Below are 23,025 nucleotides of genomic sequence, written 5' to 3'. Positions count from 1 at the left end.
AAAGAATAATCAGGAGATAGCCATGGTGAACAACGACAAGCATGACCCTCTGATGTTGGCAAGACAGCTCCCTTTAAAATCCGTGGCATTAATTTTGGCCGGAGGCCGTGGGACGCGACTGAAAGGGTTGACGGCGCTGCGTGCCAAGCCCGCCGTCCACTTTGGCGGCAAGTTTCGCATTATTGATTTCGCGCTCTCTAACTGCCTGAACTCCGGCATACGCCGCATTGGCGTGATTACGCAATATCAGTCGCATACGCTGGTGCAGCATATTCAGCGCGGCTGGTCGTTTTTGAATGCGGAAATGAACGAATTTGTGGATTTGCTTCCTGCGCAGCAACGCTATTCTACCGATCACTGGTATCGGGGAACGGCGGATGCGGTTTGCCAGAATCTCGACATTATTCGGCGCTACCGTGCGGAGTATATGGTGATCCTCGCGGGCGATCACATCTACAAGATGGACTACTCACGTATGCTGATTGATCACGTGGAGAAGGGGGCAGAATGCACGGTCGCCTGCCTGCCCGTGCCTCTGGAAGAAGCCAGCGCCTTTGGCGTAATGAGCGTGGACAAACAGCATCGCATCCTCGATTTTGCCGAAAAACCGGATAACCCGACGCCGATGCCGGATAACCCGGATATGGCGCTCGCGAGCATGGGGATCTATGTTTTTAATGCGGACTATCTTTATCAATTGCTGGAAACAGATCGTAACGCGTCGGATTCTGCCCACGACTTTGGCCAGGACCTGATCCCGAAGATTGTCTCGCAGCGTTTGGCCTGGGCGCACCCTTTTACCCTGTCGTGCGTTACGTCAGGTGAAGATGAGCACCAGTATTGGCGGGATGTCGGCACGCTGGAAGCCTACTGGCGCGCCAATCTCGATCTGGCGTCAGTGACGCCGGAGCTGGATGTGTACGATCGGCACTGGCCGATTCGCTCTGCCATTGAATCGTTGCCGCCAGCCAAATTTGTTCAGGACCGTTCCGGCAGCCATGGCATGACGATGAACTCGCTGGTATCGGGAGGTTGCATTGTTTCCGGCTCGGTTGTCACGCATTCGGTGCTGTTCCCGCGCGTGCGGGTCAATTCGTTTTGCAGTATAGATTCGACGGTGATCCTGCCGGATGTCAACGTGGGGCGCTCCTGCCGTTTACGCCGTTGTGTGATCGATCGCGCCTGCCACTTGCCGGAAGGCATGGTGATTGGTGAGAACGCGGAAGAGGATAGCCGCCGTTTTTACCGTTCGGAAGAGGGGATCGTGCTGGTTACGCGATCGATGTTGGAAAAGCTATAAACACCATCGGAACAAAACGGGAGTAATAATGCGGGTCTTACATGTTTGTTCAGAGCTATTTCCACTATTGAAAACCGGCGGACTGGCGGATGTGGCTGGTGCGTTGCCCGGCGCGCAGATTGCGGCGGGGATGGATGTTCGCGTCATCTTGCCTGCCTTCCCCGATCTGAAAAAAGGCATTGCTAACCTACAGGTTGTGCGTGAGCTGGATACCTTCGCCGGACACGTGACCTTGCTGTTCGGCCATTTTAACGGCGTCGGTATTTATTTGATTGATGTGCCCGAGCTATATGAACGCGCGGGCAGCCCTTATCACGACCCGGCGCTTTACGCTTATGCCGATAACTACCTGCGGTTCGCGCTGCTGGGGTGGATGGGATGCGAAATGGCGTGCGGGCTGGACCACTATTGGCGGCCCGATATTGTGCATGCCCATGACTGGCACGCGGGGCTGACCTGTGCTTATCTGGCGGCTCGCAACCGCCCAGCGAAATCGGTCTTTACCGTTCACAATCTCGCCTATCAGGGACTGTTCGCTGCCGGACATATGGCGAATCTTCACTTGCCGAGCGACTTCTTTCAGGTCTACGGGCTAGAGTTCTACGGTCAGATTTCCTACCTCAAGGCAGGGTTGTTCTACGCGGATCATATTACGACCGTGAGCCCGACCTACGCGCATGAGATCACGCTGCCAGCCTATGGCTATGGTATGGAAGGCTTGCTGAAGACGCGTGAAGAAGAAGGGCGCCTGTCCGGTATCCTCAATGGCGTAGACGAGACGATTTGGAATCCGACGCACGATCCTTTACTGACTAACCATTACAGCCGCGAGGCGCTGGCGAACAAAGCCGAAAACAAGCGACATCTGCAAACGGCGATGGGCCTGAAAGTGGACGATAAGGCGCCGGTTTTCGCTATCGTCAGCCGCCTGACCAGCCAGAAAGGACTCGATATCGCGTTAAGCGCGATACCCGATCTGTTGGAGCAGGGCGGCCAACTGGTAGTGTTGGGCGCAGGGGATGCCGATTTGCAGGAAGGTTTTCTGGCTGCCGCTGCGGAATATCACGGTCAGGTTGGCGTACAGATTGGCTATCACGAAGCCTTCTCGCACCGCATCATTGGCGGCGCGGATGTCATCATGGTTCCCAGCCGATTTGAGCCTTGCGGGTTAACGCAGCTCTACGGCTTGAAGTATGGCACGTTGCCGCTGGTGCGCCGAACTGGGGGGCTGGCGGATACGGTATCCGACTGTTCGCTGGAGAATTTGGCGGATGGTCTGGCAAGCGGGTTTGTCTTTAACGATTGCAGCGTGGGATCGCTATCCCGCGCGATTCGTCGTGTGTTCGTGTTGTGGTCCCGACCTACGCTATGGCGCTATGTGCAGCGTCAGGCGATGGCAATGGACTTTGGTTGGCAGGTTTCTGCTCAGGCTTATGGTGCGCTATATCAACGCTTGCATACCCACTAGTTTTCGCACTGCGCGTCATCCTTGTGCAATCTGAAAACGACAGGGTAGGGTAACACTCACTTGGGAATGAATATTATGAACTCGCCGTTTATCTATACTTCGCCAACGATCAGTGTGGAAGCGCTGAAACACTCTATTGCTTACAAACTCATGTTTACCGTGGGGAAAGATCCCTCGATTGCGAATAAACATGACTGGTTGAATGCCACGCTGCTGGCCGTGCGCGACCGCATGGTGGAACGCTGGCTACGCTCGAACCGGGCACAGCTGTCTCAAGATGTGCGACAGGTGTATTACCTGTCGATGGAATTTTTGCTGGGGCGGACGCTGTCGAACGCGCTGCTGGCGATGGGGCTGTATGAAGATCTGAAAGCGGCGCTGGATGGCATGGGGCTGGAACTGGACGATCTGCTACAGGAAGAAAATGACCCCGGCTTAGGGAACGGCGGTTTGGGGCGTCTGGCTGCCTGCTTCCTCGATTCGCTGGCGACGATGGCCCTGCCGGGGCGCGGCTACGGTATTCGCTACGAATACGGCATGTTCAAACAGAACATTGTTAACGGCAAGCAGGCAGAGTCACCGGACTACTGGCTGGAATACGGTAATGCGTGGGAATTCCCGCGCCACAGCACGCGCTATAAAGTGCGTTTTGGGGGGCGTATCCAGCAGGAAGGCAGCAAGTTACGCTGGCTGGAAACGGAAGAAGTTATCGCGTGCGCCTACGACCAAATCATTCCGGGTTTCGATACCGATGCCACCAACACACTGCGCCTGTGGGGTGCGCAGGCCAGTAACGAAATCAATCTGGGTAAATTCAATCAGGGCGACTATTTTGCGGCGGTGGAAGATAAAAACCACTCGGAAAACGTGTCGCGCGTGCTGTATCCCGATGATTCCACCTACTCTGGTCGCGAGCTGCGCCTGCGTCAGGAATACTTCCTGGTTTCCGCTACGGTGCAGGACATTCTCAATCGCCACTGGATGATGCATAAGACTTACGCCAATTTGGCGGAAAAATTTGCCATTCACCTAAACGATACTCACCCGGTGCTGGCCATCCCTGAGCTGATGCGTTTGCTGATCGATGAGCATAAATTCAAGTGGATAGAAGCGTGGGCCGTAGTGAAGAAGGTCTTTTCCTACACCAACCATACGCTGATGCAGGAAGCGTTGGAAACCTGGTCCGTCGATATGCTGGGTAAAATCCTGCCGCGCCATCTGCAATTGATTTTCGAAATCAACGAGCATTTTCTGGAATACGTGCAGAAAGAAATCCCCGATGACAACGAGCTGCTGGCGCGGGTTTCCATCATTGATGAAAACAACGGGCGTAAAATACGGATGGCGTGGCTGGCGGTGATCGCCAGTCATAAAGTGAACGGTGTATCGGAGCTGCATTCGGATCTGATGGTGCAGTCCTTGTTTGCCGACTTCGCCCGAATCTTCCCCAACCGCTTCTGTAATAAAACCAATGGCGTGACGCCGCGGCGCTGGCTGGCGCTGGCCAACCCGTCGCTATCCAAACTACTGGACGACACAATAGGGCAGACCTGGCGCACCGATCTGAGCCAGTTGAGTGAACTTAAACAACACATCGATTATCCGGCGTTTGTGCAGAAAATCAGTAAGGTAAAGCTAAAGAACAAAGTGCGTTTAGCGACCTATATGGCGGAAAATCTGAATATTGTGGTTAACCCTGAGTCCTTGTTTGACGTGCAGATTAAGCGTATTCACGAATACAAACGGCAGTTGTTGAATGTGTTGCACATCATCACGCTCTATAACCGCATTAAGGACGATCCCGAGGTTGAACGTGTTCCGCGCGTCGCCATCTTTGCGGGCAAGGCCGCATCGGCCTATTACATGGCGAAGCACATCATTAACTTGATCAACGACGTCGCGAAGGTGATCAATAACGATCCGGCACTGCACGATCGGTTGAAGGTGGTATTCATCCCAAACTACAGCGTGAGCCTGGCACAGCTGATCATTCCGGCTGCGGATCTTTCTGAACAGATCTCGCTGGCGGGGACGGAAGCGTCCGGGACCAGCAACATGAAGTTTGCACTGAACGGTGCGCTGACGATCGGCACGCTGGATGGGGCGAATGTCGAAATGCTGGAACATATTGGCGAAGAGAATATGTTTATCTTCGGCAACACGGCCGATCAGGTCGAAGCGCTACGCCAGAGCGGTTATAACCCACGGCAATATTACGATCAGGACGAAGAGCTACACCGCGTGCTGACGCAAATCACCACGGGTGTCTTCAGCCCTGATGATAGCCGACGCTACAGCGATCTGTTTGATTCACTAGTGAATTTTGGTGATTACTACCAGCTACTGGCAGACTATCGCAGCTATGTGGATACGCAGGATCGGGTTGATGAGCTGTATCAGAATAAGGACGAGTGGGCGCGCTGTGCTGTCCAGAATATTGCCAGCATGGGCTATTTCTCGTCTGACCGTACTATCGGCGAATATGCAGAAGATATCTGGAATATCAAACCGATACGGCTGTGATGAGAAAAGGGTTCTGCTATTGATGGCTAGTTCTTAAAAAGACAACAGGCGTTCAATGAACGCCTGTTTACTAAGGAGGGGATGTGGTATATCAGCCTATATTCACACTTCCCCCACGAATCAATACGCCACCGCAACTTACTTCATCCCCAGAACGTGCAGCGGGTTTGCTATCAATGAACACACAGGATGAACCACTGCTGATGGTCCGAGTATGACCGTGAGAAGGCAGAGGGTCAGGCTTGTTGCAACGCTCATGCTGCGGCTTCGTCATCGACAGCCAATATCTCTATTCCACGCGGGACGAAGAAATTATTGTTCCTCAACATCGTATTCGCCTGCTCGTTCAGCGTAGCGAACTTGAGTTCCTCAGACGTAAAATCGTGCATAAAATAATTGAAGAAGATATCCGCCTCACGAGGCACCCGCTTAATGCCATTAAAGAACTTCACCAAATCGGCCCCCCGATACATCTGCCGACTCAGCCCTCTGCTTCTCAACACGTTTTCCGCATCGCGCCCGACCTGTATTAGCCATCCCCACTGCGCGTTGAGTTTATCCCGCTCGCTTCCACTCACGTTTTGGCGAAGTATTTTATAGTCATGCAATTTTTCCCCCAGCCAAAAGCAGTAGTGGATCATATGCAGTTCGAACGCTTCCGGTGTCGGGTTCATTTTCCCCACCCATTTGCTGTAGTACTCACTGTATTTTTTCGCGGAGTAACCCAGCCGACTATCCTGCATGATGAAATACTGGGCTACTCGTGGGTTTTTAGCATCAAGGATGGAGAAGTTAGGAAAAGGCACCTGAGCCCGACGTGCGGTTTCATACATCTGTCGTAGTGGTACCCGACACAGTTCGGCACTGGGGCGCTGTTCGTCGGGTAACAGCCCGCCCGTCACATCTTCACTGATGCCGGGGCAGAGCACTTCACGCCAGCCGGACCGGAGCGGTCCCAAAGGCAACAGAGGACGATATTCTCGCCGTTCATGTGCCGCGATCAGGTGCAACGCTTTTTTTACGGCGGGATGAAGGGGTTTATCGAACGTAATCACTTTCGCGCCAAAGGCCGTGGTGATAAGCCCAACAACAGGGTGTCGGGCAACTAATCCCGCCCCGTCAGAGATGGTAGCTACGGTATCACCCATATCCATCGAACTGCGGCGCGTGCAGTCGAACAGGCCAGCAAAAATTACTTCAACCTTACTGTCTTCGTAGCGGTATTCGTTTCCTACTTTGGTACAGACCGACTCCAGCAGCTCATCGATAAAGCGTCGGGCTAACGCGGCACCCAGATCGGCACCGAACACCGAAATCTGGACCAGTTTGATGGGCAGTTGATTCTCTTTTTTACTCAGTACGATGCTTTCTTTGAACTTGTTTTTAGCCAAATCCACCCGCGCATCGACGCCGGTCATTAGCAACTCGGCCACTATCGGGTTATCCCGAATCGGTTCGGTTGCTTCGAGCAGTGCGCGGGTCGCCGCCTTTTTGGCCGCAGATACCGTGGCATCGAAGCCACTCTTCATGGTCACCAGGTCGCCCAGCTTATTGGAGAGCACCTGACTCCAGTCCTCTTTGAAAACGCCCTTAACAGTATCGACCGCCGTTTCTTTGCCCTGCTCAACCAGTGCATCGGCATAATCTTCAGGCAACGCCTGCTGTCTGGCGTCCAGAATGCTGTCCAACCTTTCGGACGGCGTATCGTCAAGGAGGGTACCTAAACCGGGAACATAGATTTTGGCAGATGAATATGCAGATGTGAGGCTGGCTTTGATCTCAAAAGAGTGAGCACGAAACAAGCGCCCTACGTTAGTCAGACGCTGGCTCTCTTCATCCACATTGATATTGCGTTTCAGGCCATCGAAGAAAAAACCGATCTGTAACGCCAATGAACAAGTACCTATCCCTGCCTGATGACGGCTTTCTTCACGCGCAACGCGGCATTCCAGATCATCCCAATCGATCATTACAACTTCCTTGTCCGATAAGTATCAATTACATCTTTCATACCAGGGATACCCCATCCAACCCAGCGCACCATCACCTGGTTATCCGGCAAAAACAGCACATAGAAATTATCTTGCCCTTTTTCCCTCTTAGGCATGGATAAAATAACTGTATGAATCTCAGGGCGATAGCCCAGCTCATCATATTGTCGGCGGGTCATCGCAAGTTCCCATTTGATCTTTACTGTATCTCCCTCTATACGATAGGGGCCCGCAGAACTGCCTCCCGTATTAAGCCCATCAAACGCATCGGTATTTCCTCCCATATTGCCGTTGACATACACATAGCTAATGGGACGATCGATCACTGAATGAACCACGATCGACGCCCCACCGTGCCGTTCCTGAATCAGGAACGTCCAGCCCAGCCAGAGCACCAGCAGAATGCTCGCCAGCCACCGCCCCCAGCGCGGTAATATCTGCCATATCGCCGTTATCAGCCCCGAAATTGCTCTTATCAAACCGTTTGCCGCACTCATGTTCGTCCCTTTTGCTCTTGCTGATTCAATTCCTTTGTTACGCGCCGGGTAGCCATCACGCCTGCCTGATGACGGCTCTCTTCACGCGCAACGCGACACTCCAGATCATCCCAATCCACCATTACAACTTCCTTGTCCGATAAGGATTTATTACATCCTGCATATCAAGGTGACAACGATAGGCCCAACGTATCATCGGCTTGTTATCTGGCAAAAACAGCACACAGAAATCATTCTGCCCTTTCTCTCGTTTAGGCATCGGTAAGACTACAGCATGGATCTCTGGACGATATCCAAGCTCGTTATATTGTTTGCGAGTCATCGCAAGTTCCCATTTAATATTGGCCGTATCTCCGCCTATCCGGTAAGGGCCTGCGGTTTTTCCCCCCGCATTTCGTCCGTCAAATGCATCTGTATTTCCCCCCATATTACCGTTGACATAGGCATAGCTAATCGGGCGATCCATTACTGACATAACAACCAATGACGCCCCGCCATGTCGCTCCTGAATCAGGAACGTCCAGCCCAGCCAGAGCACCAGCAGAATACTCGCCAGCCACCGCCCCCAGCGCGGTAATATCTGCCATATCGCCGTTATCAGCCCCGAGATTGCTCTTATCAAACCGGTTGTCGCGCTCATGTTCGTCCCTTTTGCTCTTCCAACGCCTGACGGCCACCTTCCAGATAGGCTAATGCCCACAGCCGTCGTTGTGCCTCTGTCGCGCCAGCTTTTTCGGCTTTCTCCAATGCCTTGCGGACCATGCGCATTCTTTCACAAGGGGGAAAATGCCTGATGTTTTCCCCCTCTTGCCACAGGGCCAGCAGGCGATGTTCATCAGGTGAGCCCTGCAACGCTTGATATAACTCAGGCGTCAATTTAACCAGAACAGGTTCAGTGGGAGGGATCGACAGACTCAGTTCGCGCCAACTGCCGTCATTCTCTCGTAACCACCAGCGGTCGATCCCCCCAAAAAGCCCACCGAGCCACGGGGCGTCGTATTGCTCGATAAGCAGAGGCAACGCCTGCGGTGTGTAGAATCGCAGCAGTTGGCTAAATTGCCCTTCGGGTTCAATCACCCTCACACCCAAAGCCAGTTGCTTTTGCAAGGTACTGAGGGGTTGGTCGCTCTCCAGCAGGCCAACCACATGCCCCTGCTGAACGAGCGTAGCCAGTAATCTCTCTTCCGATTGCGGACAATGCCAAAGCCAGGGTCCAAGATTGATCAGTTCAAACACGTCATCATGAAAATAGAGCGGTAAAAATGGCCTTTCACTCAACCGTACCCGCTGCTCTGGGGTGAGGTAAGCCCCTTCCAGCAGGACGACACAGGCATTCTGGTGCCAGATTGCTTTGGGTAGCATCTTATTCTCCCTGAACCAACGCATCGCCCTGCGCCATGGCGCGTAGCAGACAGGGAATACAGACTGGTTTTTCAAGAGGTGGCACCTGTGGCGGTTGGGGCGCTTTAACCACCTCAACCGCCCCCGGAAAGGTGGGCATTTGACCTGCCCAGCCAGAACCAAAACCGGGGCTGCCGCCTGAATTCATCTTGATGCTGGGGCCAACCAGCGTCACGCCACTGGGATCAATCTTCACGAAGCTGCCACCCACTTTGAGCGTCAGTTCAGCCCCGGCTTCCAGCACTATCTTGTTGCCAGATGTAAGATGAACCTCTTGTCCGGCCTCAACCAGCAAAGCCTGCCCCAGTTTCTGGTGCATCGAGGCATCGACGCTCAGTGAGTAATCCCCTTTAACATGATCACGTTTCTCGTTCTCGACCGTCAGGTGATCGTTGGCTTTGATTCGCGTTACCCGCTCATTATCAATATCCGTGTGGGCATCATGTTTGATGTGCCAGACAACATCGTTCTCAATCAGGCCGTTCAGGTCTTTCTGCCCGTGAATATAAATTTCTTCCTGCCCGGCCTGATCTTCAAAGCGCAGCTCATTGAATCCTTCACCCTGATGAGTTTCCGTGCGTAGCACGGTACGCGTCTTGTGCGCAGGCAGGTCGTAAGGAGGACGGTTGGTCGCGTGGAACGTACGCCCGGTGATAATCGGCTGGTCTGGGTCACCTTCGAGGAAGCTGACAATCACTTCATGGCTGATGCGTGGGATAGCGATCATGCCGTATTGGCCACCCGCCCAGCCCTGACTGACGCGCACCCAGCAAGAGCTTTGGTCGTTGCTCGCGCCATAGCGATCCCACGGGAATTGCAGTTTTACCCGACCGTACGGGTCGCAGTAAATCTCTTCACCCGCCGGACCGACCACCGTCGCGATTTGCGGGCCGTCCACCATCGGTTTGTACGGCATCGCAGCGCGCCACGTCGTTGTGCCCTTCACCACCGCAAAACTGTTGCTTATGGTTGTCGGTTCGCCGCCGCTTTCCTCTTCCAGCGCCTGCGGCTGCTGCCCGACGTGCGTCACGCTCGCCGTCTGCCACACCGCGTTCAGCGTCGCATTCGGGTGCTCCGTCAGGGTAAAGGTATTGCCCGGCATCAGCCCCGCGCAGTTGGATTCCCCTTCGCTTGTCACCGCCCCTGACCGCAGCGCATCCAGCCGGTAACCGCTGAACGCCTTGCCGCTCGGGTCTTGTTTATAGCGCCCCGGATAGTCGTAATGCTGATAACTTTCACGTTGGTGCGCCAGCTCACCGCTCATCTTCTTGTGTGACAGCCCGTAAGCCGGCGTCTTGAAGTTGTAGTCCTTCAGTTCCACTTCGGCCGTGCTCACTCGCTCCGCGTAGTGGAAACGCCGGACATATTCGCCCTCACTTAACCCCTGTGTCGCCAGATTGAAGAACAGCTTAGGCCCTTTGGTCAGCGCCCCCGCATCATCGGCAAACACGACCCGATGCTTGCCTTCCTCGAACTCGTGGAAGAAGTACAGACCTTCCTCCGCCGCCAGTCGGGTGATAAACGCTAAATCACTTTCCCGATACTGTACGCAGTATTCCCGCACCGCGTGCTCATGGCGCAGCGCAAAGGCGTAGTCGGTAACGCCTGCTTCTTCCAGCAATGCACCGATAATCGCTTCCGGCTTCTGCGCCTGAAAGATGCGGGCGTTGGTGCGCAGACCCAGTCGCCACAGCGCCGGACGGACTTCCGCCTGATAGCGCGTGCGCCGAAATCCGGTGTCACCCTGCGTGAATCCACTAATAATCCCGCTGACTCGGCGTTTTAACTCGCCCTCATACCAAATCATCAGCTCGCACGGCTGGTCCAGCACCGCACCAAAATCCACATCCGGCAACGCGCTCGCCAGACTCAGCGACAGGCTGAAGGGGCAATTCAACCCCTCATCCAGCCTGAAGTCCACCACCGCAAAAGTGCCAGCCTCCAGAGCGCCAACCTTTACGGTGAACTGTAATCCTGTACTGTTTGCCATCGGCCTCTCCTTGTTGTTTTTGTGTTGTGACCATGGCTACTGCACGCCTCAGGTTCCCTCGGAGCGGCACGTCGCTATCCTGATTAATATGAAAATCTGAGTTCTGGTCTGGGTCTGCTCACACGACAGCTCACGTTGGCCAAACACCGCGCGAGAAAGAGCGCGGCTTCAGAGAAAAGTGCAGAGAATTTAGGTTGAACAGCGATTCGGTGTTTCACACCGTAGAAAGCAAGCAGAGCGCGTGTCTTAGGCGGTAGGCAGAATAATAAAAACGATCCCTGTGACATCCCTGACGATATTCCCTTTGAGAAAGAAAGTACGGGAAAAGGATAGCAAGATGCTCATGGAACCAATAGCACAAAGAAAGGACTAAAAATAAGCAAGCTTATTGATTAATATTGAAATAATATCATTAAAAATAAGTTAGGCGGCGAATAAAAAGGCCTGATCATCATCTGAGGGCAGGGTACGATATGAGTATGTTGCGGATGTTTGACGTCTGCTATTTATAGTGGGGAGGCTTCTCGATCAGGGTGCCTGATCGAGAAGTAAAGATAGGAACGATTAACCCGCTTTTGCCATCTGTTGTTGGCGGTAGCTGACTAACCAGTCGCTGATGCGTTGTTTCTGCGCGTCATCAAAGCGCATGCCCAGTTTGGTGCGGCGCCAGATGACGTCGTCCAGCGTGACCGCCCATTCTTTCTCGACCAAATAGCGCAGTTCGGCTTCATACAGGTCATGACCGAAATCTTCACCCAGATCGCTGAGGCCTTTCACGTTTGCCAGAATCAGTTCGCTGTTTGAACCGTAGGTACGGCTGTAACGGCGCGTCAGTGATTCAGGCAGATTGAAGCGGCGACGCAGCGCGGCGGCGTAGTCATCACGCGTGCCAGCGATATCACCGCCCGGCAGTACCGCATCTTTCGTCCAGGCTTTACCCGCCTGAGGATAGTATTTGTGGAGCTTGTCCAGCGCGTGCTCTGCCAGTTTACGGTACGTCGTCAGCTTGCCGCCAAACACGGAAAGCAGTGGAGCCTGACCGTTGTCATCGTCTACCGACAGCGTGTAATCACGGGTAATCGCCTGTGGAGAATCGGACTCGTCATCGCACAGTGGGCGCACGCCGGAGTAAGTCCAGACGATATCGTCACGCGTAAGTTGCTGTTTGAAATGGTCGTTATACACATCCAGCAGGTAGCCGACTTCGTTGTCATCGATCTTCACATCGTGCGGATTACCTTTGTACTCTACGTCGGTCGTACCGATGATCGAGTAGTCATCCTGCCACGGGATCACGAATACAATACGGTGATCTTTGTTTTGCAGAATATACGCCTGCGGCTGGTTATGGACTCTTGGCACCACGATGTGGCTGCCTTTGATCAAACGGATGCCGTAAGGCGATTTCAGCTGTAAGCCGTCATCAAAGAATTCTTTCACCCACGGGCCGGTCGCATTCACCAGGCCTTTGGCACGCCAGGTGAAGGTTTCGCCGGTCAGTGAGTCAACGGCATCCACAATCCACACGCCTTGTTCACGGCGAGCGCGGGTAACTTTGGTGCGGGTGCGGACTTCTCCGCCGCGTTTTGCCACTTCCTGCGCGTTTAACACCACTAGACGCGCATCGTCCACCCAGCAGTCAGAATATTCAAAGCCTTGCTTCAACTCAGGCTTAAGAACGGAATCTGCACCGAATTTCAGTCCCTTACTGGCAGGCAGGCTGACGCGTTTGCCAATGTTGTCATACATGAACAGGCCGATACGAATCATCCAGGCTGGACGCAGGTGCGGCTGATGGGGCAAACGAAAGCGCATTGGGAAAATAATGTGCGGAGCCATTTTCAGCAGCGTTTCGCGTTCAGACAGTGCTTCGCTGACCAAACGAAACTCATAGTGCTCAAGGTAGCGCAGGCCGCCGTGAATCAGCTTAGAGCTGGCAGAGGACGTGGCACAGGCAAGATCCTGCGCTTCCAACAACAGGACTGATAGCCCTCGCCCAGCCGCATCTGCGGCGATGCCTGCACCGTTAATTCCGCCGCCGATAACGATGAGATCTTTGGTTTCCACGTTTCTTCCTCCACCCTCGAATAAATCAAAATGTTCGTTTTCGAGCATTATAATAATCGAAAACAAACAAATCAGCTAATGGTTAACCAAATAAAAACATTTATGCGTGATGAAGCTAACAATATGATGATAGTTGTCACATTAAAGTAAGGGTTATTAGGGCTATTTTTGGCGGCATAGCCGGGTAGGGAGCTACGGTTGCTCGATATACTGGCTGAAGCGTAAGAGATAACCATCGGGATCCTGAACTAAAAACTCTCGCTGGCATGCTTCGCGTGGTCCTGTCGCGTCTTTGCTGGTTTCTATTGTGTAATAGTTATCTTTGAGTGGTCGGTAAAGCGGAATGTGATGATGCGCCAGACTGTCCAATAACGGCATCACGTCGTCCACCTCTATCTGAAGATTGATACCCCGTCCCAAAGGTTTGACGAGATCTCCCGTATTCCATCCTCCATCGTGAAACGCTTCCAGCATTAGCTGTGCTTCGCCCAGACTGAGATAGACAAAATCTGGATTCTCACGGCGGATCGTTATGGTGAAGCCGAGTATGTGCACGTAGAAATGCAGCGAGGTGGAAAAGTCTGTCACTGTAAGTTCAGGCACCATGCGGTTCCAGTAGGTCTGTGTCATATCGTTACCATTTTTTGTCGTCATGACTCACGTTAATGAACCCCTGTTTTTATAAATAACCTTATAATCACATAGGTTTTATGCCGCCGAAGGCGGGTTACAATGACGCCAGTTGTTACTAACACCCTGTCCATTATTAACAAGGTTGTCACTTTCGATGGAACAATTTGAAGCTATTAGTATTGAGCAAGCCCATTCCCGCTGGCAGGAAGGGGGCGTTGTCGTTGATATTCGCGATCCACAGAGCTTTGCCGTCGCCCATGTTCCCGGCGCGACGCACCTGACGAACGAAACGCTGCCTGACTTTGTGCGTGGAGCTAACTTCGAAGCACCCGTCATGGTGATTTGCTACCACGGGATTAGCAGCCGCAATGCCGCACAGTACCTGATTAGTCAGGGGTTCGATTCGGTGTACAGTATCGATGGTGGCTTTGAAGCCTGGCAACATCGCTACCCGCAAGACACGCAGGCGCAAGTCTGATCGCATGACGATGAAATAATCATTATTATCATGTTCCTAACCCAACCTACCAACTGGCGCTTTCCGCTATGATGATTCGCGTTATTGCTCTCTCCAACCCGCGTCTGGCTCAGGCATTTGTTGATTACATGCGTACGCAGCAGGTCTATCTGGAGATGCGGCCTCAAGGGCATGAGGCTGAACTGTGGCTGGAAGATGAAACCCAACTGGGCAAGGTTCAGGAAGCGCTGGAGATTTTTCTGCGCGACCCGACAAACCCGCGCTATCTGGCGGCGAGCTGGCAAACGGGATCGATGGATACTGGTATTCAATACCAGCGTTATTCTTACCTGCAAACGCTGAAGCAAAAAGCAGGGCCGCTGACGTTATCCGTGATGGTCGTGACGATTGCGGTGTTCATCCTGATGCAAGTTTCAGGTTATGAGAGCGTGATGACGTGGCTCGCGTTCCCAGCAGAAGGACAGCAACTACAGCTGTGGCGCTGGTTTAGTCATGCTTTGTTGCACTTTTCTCTGCTGCATATTTTGTTCAATCTGATGTGGTGGTGGTATCTGGGGGGGCCGGTTGAAAAAGTGTTGGGAACCGGCAAGCTGTTGGTCATCGCGCTGGTTTCTGCGCTGGTTAGCGGCTGGGCGCAATCCTGGTGTAGCGGCACCTATTTTGGTGGCCTGTCCGGCGTTGTTTATGCCCTGATGGGGTATGTCTGGCTTCGAGGGGAAAGAGAGCCTGACGGCTATTTATCCATGCCGCGCAGTCTGATGGCCTTCGCTTTACTGTGGCTGGTCGCCGGATATTTCGATATTTTAGGCATGTCGATCGCGAATGCGGCGCATGTGGCAGGGCTGATTGTCGGGCTATTGATGGCCTTTTGGGACACGTATAATAAAACAAACCCTCGGTAAATCGGGGCGTCTTAGGGGATAAATGTGAAGCAGACACAACGGCATGACGCCATTATTGAACTGGTGCGTCGGCAGGGGTATGTCAGTACTGAAGAACTGGTGGATCATTTTGCGGTGAGCCCGCAGACCATCCGTCGCGATCTGAACGATCTGGCTGAACAGAATAAAATCCATCGTCACCACGGTGGTGCGGCTTTGCCGTCCAGTTCAGTTAACACGGCTTATCATGACCGTAAAATGATGTGGTCGGATGAAAAAGCGCGCATTGCCCGTCGGGTGGCGAGCCAGATTCCAGACGGGGCTACCTTGTTTATCGACATCGGCACCACGCCCGAAGCGGTGGCCTATGCGCTGATGCAGCATAAGGATCTGCGTGTGGTCACCAATAACCTGAATGTGGCAACACTGCTGACTGCAAAAGAGGATTTTCGCCTGATTTTGGCTGGTGGCGAAGTGCGGACCCGCGATGGCGGTATTATGGGGGAGGCGACGCTCGATTTTATCTCTCAGTTCCGTCTGGATTTCGGCATTTTGGGCATCAGCGGTATTGACATGGATGGGTCATTACTGGAGTTTGATTACCATGAAGTGCGTACAAAACGGGCGATTATTGAAAATTCTCGCTGCGTCATGCTGGTGACAGATCATTCCAAGTTCGGCCGCAATGCGATGGTGAATTTGGGTAACATGGATTTGATCGACTATCTTTTTACCGACCAGTCACCACCACCCAGCGTACTGAAAATCATTGAACAACATAAGGTACAGTTGGAGTTGTGTTAAGTCCGATGTGCCTTTTCCATGATGGACAAAGGAGGAGGCACGATGTCAGATTCTTCAAACAAGTCTGGTTCTTCAGAAAAGTCAGGATTGTCAAAACGTTCAGTGGCTGCAAAAAAGTCAGATGCTTTGACGCAACCCGTTTCCCCCACTCATTCTGCCATCGCTTTTGATGCACCACAGTTTGCCGCCTCGCTGCTTCGTCAGCAGCGGCTCGGTGGCGTTGCTTCCCTGAAGGCGATGACACCGGTGCAGTGCTGGCGTGCCGTCAGCCTTGCGCTGGCAGAACAGTTGCTGACGCACACCGCATCGCCAACGCCTCCTGCTTCCAATACACCTCAGCGCCATGTGAACTACCTCTCGATGGAGTTTTTGCCCGGCCGCCTGACGGGCAACAATCTGCTGAATCTGGGCTGGTATGACGCGGTAGCCACCGCGCTGGCCGAGCAAGGGCTGAACCTGAGTGATATTCTGGAGCAGGAAACCGATCCGGGTTTAGGCAACGGTGGATTAGGTCGGCTGGCATCTTGCTTTCTGGATTCAATGGCGACGGTGGGGCAGCCTGCAACGGGTTACGGCCTCAATTACCAGTATGGTCTGTTTCGTCAGCATTTTGCGCAAGAACAGCAGCAGGAAACGGCCGATGACTGGCAACGTGACACCTACCCGTGGCTTTTACCGCGAGCGGATCTGGCGGTGGATGTTGGGTTTGGCGGGCGTTTGCAACCCCAAACCGACGGGAGCCTGCGCTGGTTGCCTGATACGGTTTTCAGGGGTGAGGCCTGTGACCTACCGGTGATTGGCTATCACAACGGTGCCGCGCAGCCGCTGCGCCTGTGGCGTGCCACGCATCGTGACCCGTTTGATCTAACCTTATTCAATGAAGGTCACTATCTGCGTGCGGCGCAGGCGGGCATTTCCGCCGCCAGCCTGACTAGCGTGCTGTACCCGAATGACAATCATACGGCAGGCAAACGCTTGCGCCTGATGCAGCAGTATTTCCACTGTGCCTGTTCGGTAGCTGACATCCTGCGCCGCCACCTTAACGCGGGGCGTGCGTTATCTGCGTTGCCGGATTATGAAGTCATCCAGCTTAATGATACTCACCCAACGCTGGCGATCCCTGAATTGATGCGTCTGCTGCTGGATGAGCATCAGATGTCGTGGGATGAAGCCTGGTCGATAACCGGACGCACTTTTGCCTATACCAACCATACATTGATGCCGGAAGCGCTTGAGCGCTGGGATGAACGGCTGTTTAGCCGCCTGCTTCCTCGCCACCTGTCGATTATCCGACAGATTGATACGCAGTTTAGGGCGCAGGTCGAGGACAAGTGGCCCGGCGATCGGCTAGTATGGGCGAAGCTGGCCATCCGCCACCAGCGCCAGATTCGCATGGCGAACCTGTGCGTCGTGAGCTGCTTTGCCGTCAACGGTGTGGCGGCACTGCACTCGGCGCTGGTGGTAACAGATCTGTTCCCTGAATATCACCAGTTGTGGCCGACCAAATTCCACAACGTCACCAACGGTATTACGCCACGCCGCTGGTTGAAGCAGTGTAATCCGGCGCTGTCTGCGTTGATCGACGACACGCTGTATACGCCGTGGGTGAATGATTTGCCTGCGCTGCAAGGGCTGGAACCCTATGCTGACGATGCTGGCTTTCGTGAGCGTTATCGACAAATTAAGGCCGATAATAAAACGCAGCTGGCGACCTATCTCCGCCAGCAGTATGACATCGTGGTCGATCCACAGGCGCTGTTTGACGTGCAAATCAAGCGATTGCATGAATACAAGCGTCAGCATTTGAATCTACTTCATATTCTCGCGCTATATCGTCAATTGCGTGACAATCCGCATCTGGATATAGTGCCGCACGTCTTTTTGTTCGGTGCCAAAGCCGCACCGGGCTATGTATTAGCGAAAAACATCATTTATGCCATTAACCGGGTCGCTGCAGTCATTAACCAAGATCGCCGCGTTAACGATCGCCTAAAGGTCATCTTCCCGGCGGACTATCGTGTATCGCTGGCTGAACGGATGATTCCTGCTGCTGATGTGTCTGAGCAGATTTCGACGGCAGGTAAAGAAGCGTCCGGTACTGGCAATATGAAGCTGGCGCTGAACGGGGCGTTGACCGTCGGTACGTTGGACGGGGCGAATGTAGAAATGGCGCAGCAGGTCGGCGAAGACAATCTGTTCATTTTCGGCCACACCGTGGAACAGGTCAAAGCGTTACAGGCTCAGGGCTACAAGCCGTCTGACTACCTTGCTGTGACGCCGCTGCTGCGTGAAATACTGAACGAGTTGGCGAGCGGCGCGTTCAGTCAGGGTGATAAAGACGCGTTTGCCCCGCTGCTGGATAGCCTGCTGAAACTGGGCGATCCCTATATGTTAATGGCCGATTTTGCACCGTATTGTGAGGTGCAGCAGCGTGTTGATGCGCTTTACCGTGAGCCGGATGAATGGACGCGCCGTTGTGTGCTGAATACTGCCAGAATGGGGATGTTCAGTTCGGACAGAGCGATTCATGATTACCAGACGCGCATTTGGCAGGCGCATCGTTAGGAAAAGGAGAGGGTATTCAAGGTGGATAAACTGGCAAGCCAACAGACAGGCATCGCGGAAAGCTATACCGATGCCTATGGCAAAGAGCACATTGTTGCGGCCGCAATCATCAATCAGATTCAGGAAATGATGGACGTTTCTGATAGCGGCAATGCGCCCTTGCCGCCTGTTCGTGTCTTTTTGCAAGGCCGGGATGCGGTCATCAAGCTTGCTGGTCATGGTGAATACTTCTGGACGCTGATGTATGAAAATGGCGGGCAAATTCAAGGGCAGATAACGGGCGGCTCAACGCTGGCTCTGCCGGGCGTGCTGCCGCTGGGCTACCACTACCTGACGCTGACGCAGGCCGACCAGCGCTGGAGCTGCCGGATTATTGTCGCGCCGCACCGTTGCTATGAACCCGAAGCCTTACAGCAGGGAAAACGCTGGTGGGGCGTTACCGTCCAGCTTTACACCTTGCGCTCGCAGAACAACTGGGGCGTGGGGGATTTCGGCGATCTGCGCCAACTGGTAGAACAAATTGCCCGGCGTGGCGGTGCCTTCGTGGGGTTGAACCCACTGCATTCTCTGTATCCCGCGCTGCCAGAGGCTGCAAGTCCTTACAGTCCTTCATCCCGCCACTGGCTGAACATTATTTATATCGATGTGAATCGAGTTGATGATTTCCAGCAGAGCGCGGAAGCGCAGGCGTGGTGGCACCGTGAGGAGACGCAAAGTGCGATCACATCGCTGCGGGCGGGTCGCTGGGTCGATTATGAACCGGTTACGCAGCTTAAGCTGGCTGCCTTGCGGCTGGCGTTTCGTTACTTTACTACCCGTAGTACTCTGGATCCGCGTATTAGCGCCTTTCGTCAATTTGTCGTCAGCGGCGGGCAGAGCCTGCAACTCCAGGCGACGTTTGATGCGTTGCAGGCCTACCTGAAAAAGCAGGGCGAGAATTATGCGGACTGGCACCAGTGGCCCGCCAGCTATCATGATGTGCACAGTGAGACAGTGAAGTCATTCCGCCGTGAAAACAGCGATGAGATTACGTTCTACAGCTGGCTACAATGGATGGCGCATGAGCAATTAGCGGACTGTTATGCGCACAGTAAGCAGCTTGGCCTGCCGTTAGGCCTGTATCGCGATTTAGCCGTTGGCGTTGCACAGGGCGGCGCGGAAACGTGGGACGAACGACAGCTATATTGTCTTGATGCTTCTATCGGGGCACCGCCGGATCCGCTTGGGCCGCAGGGGCAAAATTGGCAGCTTGCACCGATGAACCCCACCATGATGCAGCTTCGGGGCTATCAACCTTTTATCGACGTACTGCGTAGCAACATGGCGCACTGCGGTGCATTGCGCATCGATCATGTGATGGCGCTTTTACGCCTGTGGTGGATCCCCAAAGCGGAGTCGGCGGGCAGCGGGGCTTATGTGCATTATCCGGTTGACGATCTGCTGGCGGTGCTGGCGCTGGAAAGCCAGCGTCATCGCTGCCTGATTATCGGTGAGGATTTAGGCACCGTGCCGCCGGAAATTGTCAGTAAACTGCATGACTACGGTATCTATTCCTACAAGGTGCTGTTCTTTGAAAAGGACGAAGAGAATCACTTCCGTGCACCCGAAGATTATCCACGTCAGGCGATGGCAACCATCACCACCCACGACCTTCCAACGCTGCGCGGCTACTGGCAAACGGTGGATTTATCGCTTGGGCGCGAGCTAGGGCTTTACCCTGCGGAGTCGTTGTTGCAGGAGCAGATGCAGCAACGTGAGAAAGCGAAACAGGGGCTGCTCAATGCGTTGCACGAATTTGGATTACTACCGCAGCGTGTTGGCCGCAACTCGGCGCTAACGACGATGGGCACACCGCTGAGCCGTGGTGTTCACCGTTATGTCGCGGATAGTGCATGTGCACTGGTTGGGTTTCAGCTGGAAGATTGGCTAGATATGGCCACACCAGTCAATGTACCGGGCACCAATCGTGAATACCCCAACTGGCGGCGCAAACTGACGCGTCCGTTGGAATCGATCTTTGCTGACCGCTGCCTTGAACGACTGGTTCGGGATGTGGATTTACGCCGCGGCGCGCCGATGAAAACGCAAAAAGCCTAACAACAGAACGAACACTTTTCCTCCCCTGAGTCTGGGAGGAAAAGCAAAGATAAATTAGCAGGGTAGAGGATTAATAGTAAGAGTGCTCGCCGCGCTGGTGTTCGGTGAGATCTCTCACGCCTTTCAGCTCGGGGAATTTCTCCAGCAGCTCTTTCTCGATCCCTTCTTTCAGCGTGAAGTCGACCATAGAACAGCCGTTACAACCGCCGCCAAATTGCAGGATCGCCAAGCCGTTATCGGTAATTTCCATTAACGTCACGCGGCCGCCGTGGCCAGCCAGCTGTGGGTTGATCTGCGATTGCAGCACATACTCAACGCGTTCCATCAGCGGGGCGCTGTCGTCCACTTTACGCATTTTGGCGTTTGGCGCTTTCAGCGTGAGCTGAGAACCTAACTGGTCGGTCACGAAGTCGATGTCAGCGTCTTCCAGATAAGGGGAGCTAAGCTCGTCCACGTAAGCGGAAATTTTTTCAAACTTCACTACGGTATCGCTGGCTTCTACGGCATCCGGTGGGCAGTAAGAAACTCCGCACTCGGCGTTTGGCGTACCTGGATTGATAACAAATACGCGAATCTGTGTGCCTTCTTCCTGTTTTGCCAACAGTTTCAGGAAATGCTCCTGAGCAGCATCGGTAATACGGATCATAATAGTAAGCTCGATAGTTGACTGCACTTATCGGTTATAATACGCCCATCCTCCCCCTGACTACAAGGTTCGGCACAAACACCAGACCTGAACGCCCGCCGCGCCTTGAGCCAGCAACAGCCTGCTGATTTCGGCTGCGGTGCTGCCCGTCGTCACCACATCATCCAGTAAAACCACCTGCTGCCCGGACAGCGGAACATCACAGGAAAATGCACCTCGCAGATTTCTTCGCCGCGCGCTGGCGCTGAGCGTTTGCTGTAACGGCGTGCGTCGCGTGCGCTGCAACTCGCGTGGGTCGTAAGCGCAGTTCAGCCAGTGCGCGAGAGGGCGAGCGAGCAGTTCGGTCTGATTGAAACCGCGATGCCACTGGCGATTTCGGTGCAGGGGAACGGTGAACAGACGATCGGGGCGGAATAGGGGAACCTGCCCAGTGAGCTTTCGCTCGCGATAGGTCATTTGCCAGCGTAATAACAGCTGTCGCGCGAGTACTGCTGCCAGTTCGGTTTTACCGTGAAACTTGAAATGCTTAAGCAGCGTGTTGAACGGCGGCGCGTAGTCGCTGATAAAGGTCATCGATTGCCAAGGCGGCGGGTCTTGCAGACAGCGCCCGCACTGACGTGTTATGTCGCCTGTGGGCAAACCACAACGCGGACAGCAGGTGGGAAAACGGGGAAAATGACGCTGACAGTACGAACAAATTCCCTGCTGGCTGCGGTGAAGCGGCAATAAACATAGCCAGCAGCGTGCTGCGATGGTTAACATATTCTTTCCCTAAATACGGTTTTTCCCTGAGAAAGGAAGATAACGGATGGCAGCGTTGTATTGGCAGACCGAAGGCGCAGGAAATACGGATCTTGTGTTGCTGCACGGATGGGGATTGAATGCGCAGGTATGGCAGAGCATGGTTGTGCGACTCGCTCCGCATTTTCGTCTGCATCTGGTCGATCTGCCGGGCTATGGCAGAAGTCAGGGGTTCGGGCCGATGCCTCTGAGTGACATGGCGAACATTGTGCTGACGCAGGCACCGGAACGTGCTGTTTGGCTGGGGTGGTCACTGGGTGGATTGGTTGCCAGTCAAATTGCGCTGAGCGCACCTTCGCGGGTGGAAAAACTGATTACCGTGGCGTCGTCGCCCTGCTTCAGCGCGCAGGATGACTGGCCGGGTATCAAACCGGACGTCTTACAGGGCTTTCAGCAGCAGCTCAGCGAAGATTTTCAGCGCACGGTCGAGCGGTTTCTGGCGCTGCAAACGCTGGGAACGGAGAACGCACGGCAGGATGCAAGACTGCTAAAAAGTGTGGTACTGGAACAGCCGATGCCGTCAGTTGACGTGCTGAACGGCGGACTGGAAATTTTGCGTGAAGCGGATTTACGCCAGCCGTTAGCCGACTTGACCGTGCCGCTCCTGCGGCTCTATGGCGCGTTAGACGGATTAGTGCCGCGCAAGGTGGCAGGGCGGCTGGATGATGAGTGGCCGAATTCGACGTCGGTGGTGATGCCAAAAGCCGCGCATGCGCCGTTTATCTCGCATCCTGATGCTTTTACCGAGCAGGTCATCGCGTTCGCTCAGGCGTAGCCGACGATAATTTACATTTTCTCCTCAATTTCTCCACGATTTAGCCGACGCTGGCAGTTAAGGTAATTCAGCACCCTATATACAGGGTTTTTCTCTGGGGTTAGTGAA

General features: G+C 53.9%; 19 protein-coding genes. 9 read left to right on the top strand and 10 right to left on the bottom strand.

Features of this window, described 5'->3' with window-relative positions; all coding sequences use genetic code 11:
- Window positions 1–22: 22 nt before the first annotated feature.
- The 3 genes from glgC to DCX48_11425 all read left to right on the top strand — a co-directional run bounded on the left by glgC (window position 23) and on the right by DCX48_11425 (window position 5,291).
- Window positions 23–1,300, top strand: a complete 1,278-nt coding sequence (gene glgC / locus DCX48_11435; GenBank protein ID QXE15072.1) for a glucose-1-phosphate adenylyltransferase — start codon at window positions 23–25, stop codon at window positions 1,298–1,300.
- A gap of 28 nt (window positions 1,301–1,328) precedes the next feature.
- Entirely contained in the window at window positions 1,329–2,768 is a 1,440-nt protein-coding gene (glgA, locus tag DCX48_11430; GenBank protein QXE15071.1) for a glycogen synthase GlgA, read from the top strand.
- Window positions 2,769–2,843: 75 nt separating this feature from the next.
- Entirely contained in the window at window positions 2,844–5,291 is a 2,448-nt protein-coding gene (locus DCX48_11425) for a glycogen phosphorylase (GenBank protein ID QXE17224.1), read from the top strand.
- A 91-nt stretch (window positions 5,292–5,382) separates the two neighbouring features.
- Here the strand turns inward: DCX48_11425 and DCX48_11420 are convergent, their stop codons facing one another.
- From DCX48_11420 to DCX48_11385, 8 genes are all read right to left on the bottom strand, one after another.
- A complete protein-coding gene (locus DCX48_11420) occupies window positions 5,383–5,565 on the bottom strand; it encodes a hypothetical protein (GenBank protein QXE15070.1) in 183 nt (60 codons plus the stop codon).
- Window positions 5,546–7,261 carry a hypothetical protein gene (locus tag DCX48_11415; protein ID QXE15069.1) on the bottom strand — a complete coding sequence of 572 codons (1,716 nt, stop codon included), beginning with the start codon at window positions 7,259–7,261 and terminating at the stop codon, window positions 5,546–5,548. Before DCX48_11415 ends, DCX48_11420 begins: the two co-directional genes overlap by 20 nt.
- Complete coding sequence (locus DCX48_11410) at window positions 7,261–7,779, bottom strand: hypothetical protein (protein QXE15068.1); 519 nt, start codon at window positions 7,777–7,779, stop codon at window positions 7,261–7,263. Before DCX48_11410 ends, DCX48_11415 begins: the two co-directional genes overlap by 1 nt.
- A gap of 121 nt (window positions 7,780–7,900) precedes the next feature.
- Entirely contained in the window at window positions 7,901–8,419 is a 519-nt protein-coding gene (locus DCX48_11405) for a hypothetical protein (GenBank protein ID QXE15067.1), read from the bottom strand.
- Window positions 8,416–9,141, bottom strand: coding sequence for a DUF4123 domain-containing protein (locus tag DCX48_11400; protein QXE15066.1), 726 nt, complete (start codon window positions 9,139–9,141; stop codon window positions 8,416–8,418). The genes DCX48_11405 and DCX48_11400 overlap by 4 nt, the downstream gene beginning before the upstream one ends.
- 1 nt (window position 9,142) lies before the next feature.
- Window positions 9,143–11,170 (bottom strand): type VI secretion system tip protein VgrG, encoded by a 2,028-nt coding sequence (locus DCX48_11395; GenBank protein QXE15065.1) that lies wholly within the window; start codon window positions 11,168–11,170, stop codon window positions 9,143–9,145.
- Between the two features lie 564 nt (window positions 11,171–11,734).
- Window positions 11,735–13,237 (bottom strand): glycerol-3-phosphate dehydrogenase, encoded by a 1,503-nt coding sequence (locus DCX48_11390; GenBank protein QXE15064.1) that lies wholly within the window; start codon window positions 13,235–13,237, stop codon window positions 11,735–11,737.
- Window positions 13,238–13,429: 192 nt separating this feature from the next.
- Window positions 13,430–13,843: a VOC family protein gene (locus DCX48_11385; protein ID QXE17223.1), complete on the bottom strand. Its 414-nt coding sequence runs from the start codon at window positions 13,841–13,843 to the stop codon at window positions 13,430–13,432.
- Window positions 13,844–14,024: 181 nt separating this feature from the next.
- Between DCX48_11385 and glpE the strand changes: the two genes are divergently transcribed.
- The 5 genes from glpE to DCX48_11360 all read left to right on the top strand — a co-directional run bounded on the left by glpE (window position 14,025) and on the right by DCX48_11360 (window position 20,695).
- Window positions 14,025–14,348 (top strand): thiosulfate sulfurtransferase GlpE, encoded by a 324-nt coding sequence (gene glpE / locus DCX48_11380; protein ID QXE15063.1) that lies wholly within the window; start codon window positions 14,025–14,027, stop codon window positions 14,346–14,348.
- A 68-nt stretch (window positions 14,349–14,416) separates the two neighbouring features.
- Window positions 14,417–15,250 (top strand): rhomboid family intramembrane serine protease GlpG, encoded by an 834-nt coding sequence (gene glpG / locus DCX48_11375; protein ID QXE15062.1) that lies wholly within the window; start codon window positions 14,417–14,419, stop codon window positions 15,248–15,250.
- 24 nt (window positions 15,251–15,274) lie between these two features.
- Window positions 15,275–16,033 (top strand): DeoR/GlpR family transcriptional regulator, encoded by a 759-nt coding sequence (locus DCX48_11370; protein ID QXE15061.1) that lies wholly within the window; start codon window positions 15,275–15,277, stop codon window positions 16,031–16,033.
- A gap of 42 nt (window positions 16,034–16,075) precedes the next feature.
- Window positions 16,076–18,598, top strand: coding sequence for a maltodextrin phosphorylase (locus tag DCX48_11365; GenBank protein QXE15060.1), 2,523 nt, complete (start codon window positions 16,076–16,078; stop codon window positions 18,596–18,598).
- A gap of 21 nt (window positions 18,599–18,619) precedes the next feature.
- Window positions 18,620–20,695: a 4-alpha-glucanotransferase gene (locus tag DCX48_11360; protein ID QXE15059.1), complete on the top strand. Its 2,076-nt coding sequence runs from the start codon at window positions 18,620–18,622 to the stop codon at window positions 20,693–20,695.
- Window positions 20,696–20,765: 70 nt separating this feature from the next.
- Here the strand turns inward: DCX48_11360 and nfuA are convergent, their stop codons facing one another.
- Both nfuA and gntX read right to left on the bottom strand, forming a co-directional pair.
- Complete coding sequence (gene nfuA, locus DCX48_11355) at window positions 20,766–21,341, bottom strand: iron-sulfur cluster biogenesis protein NfuA (protein QXE15058.1); 576 nt, start codon at window positions 21,339–21,341, stop codon at window positions 20,766–20,768.
- 60 nt (window positions 21,342–21,401) lie between these two features.
- Window positions 21,402–22,103, bottom strand: coding sequence for a DNA utilization protein GntX (gntX, locus tag DCX48_11350; GenBank protein QXE15057.1), 702 nt, complete (start codon window positions 22,101–22,103; stop codon window positions 21,402–21,404).
- A 46-nt stretch (window positions 22,104–22,149) separates the two neighbouring features.
- On the opposite strand from gntX, the gene bioH reads away from it, so the two are divergent.
- Window positions 22,150–22,917, top strand: coding sequence for a pimeloyl-[acyl-carrier protein] methyl ester esterase (bioH, locus tag DCX48_11345; GenBank protein ID QXE15056.1), 768 nt, complete (start codon window positions 22,150–22,152; stop codon window positions 22,915–22,917).
- Window positions 22,918–23,025 lie beyond the last annotated feature (108 nt).

Origin of the sequence: Pectobacterium atrosepticum (assembly GCA_019056595.1) — a bacterium.
GTDB classification, from domain to species: Bacteria; Pseudomonadota; Gammaproteobacteria; order Enterobacterales; family Enterobacteriaceae; genus Pectobacterium; species Pectobacterium atrosepticum.
The sequence above is the reverse complement of the archived record's forward strand: the minus strand, read 5'-3'. Positions and strand labels throughout refer to the sequence as shown.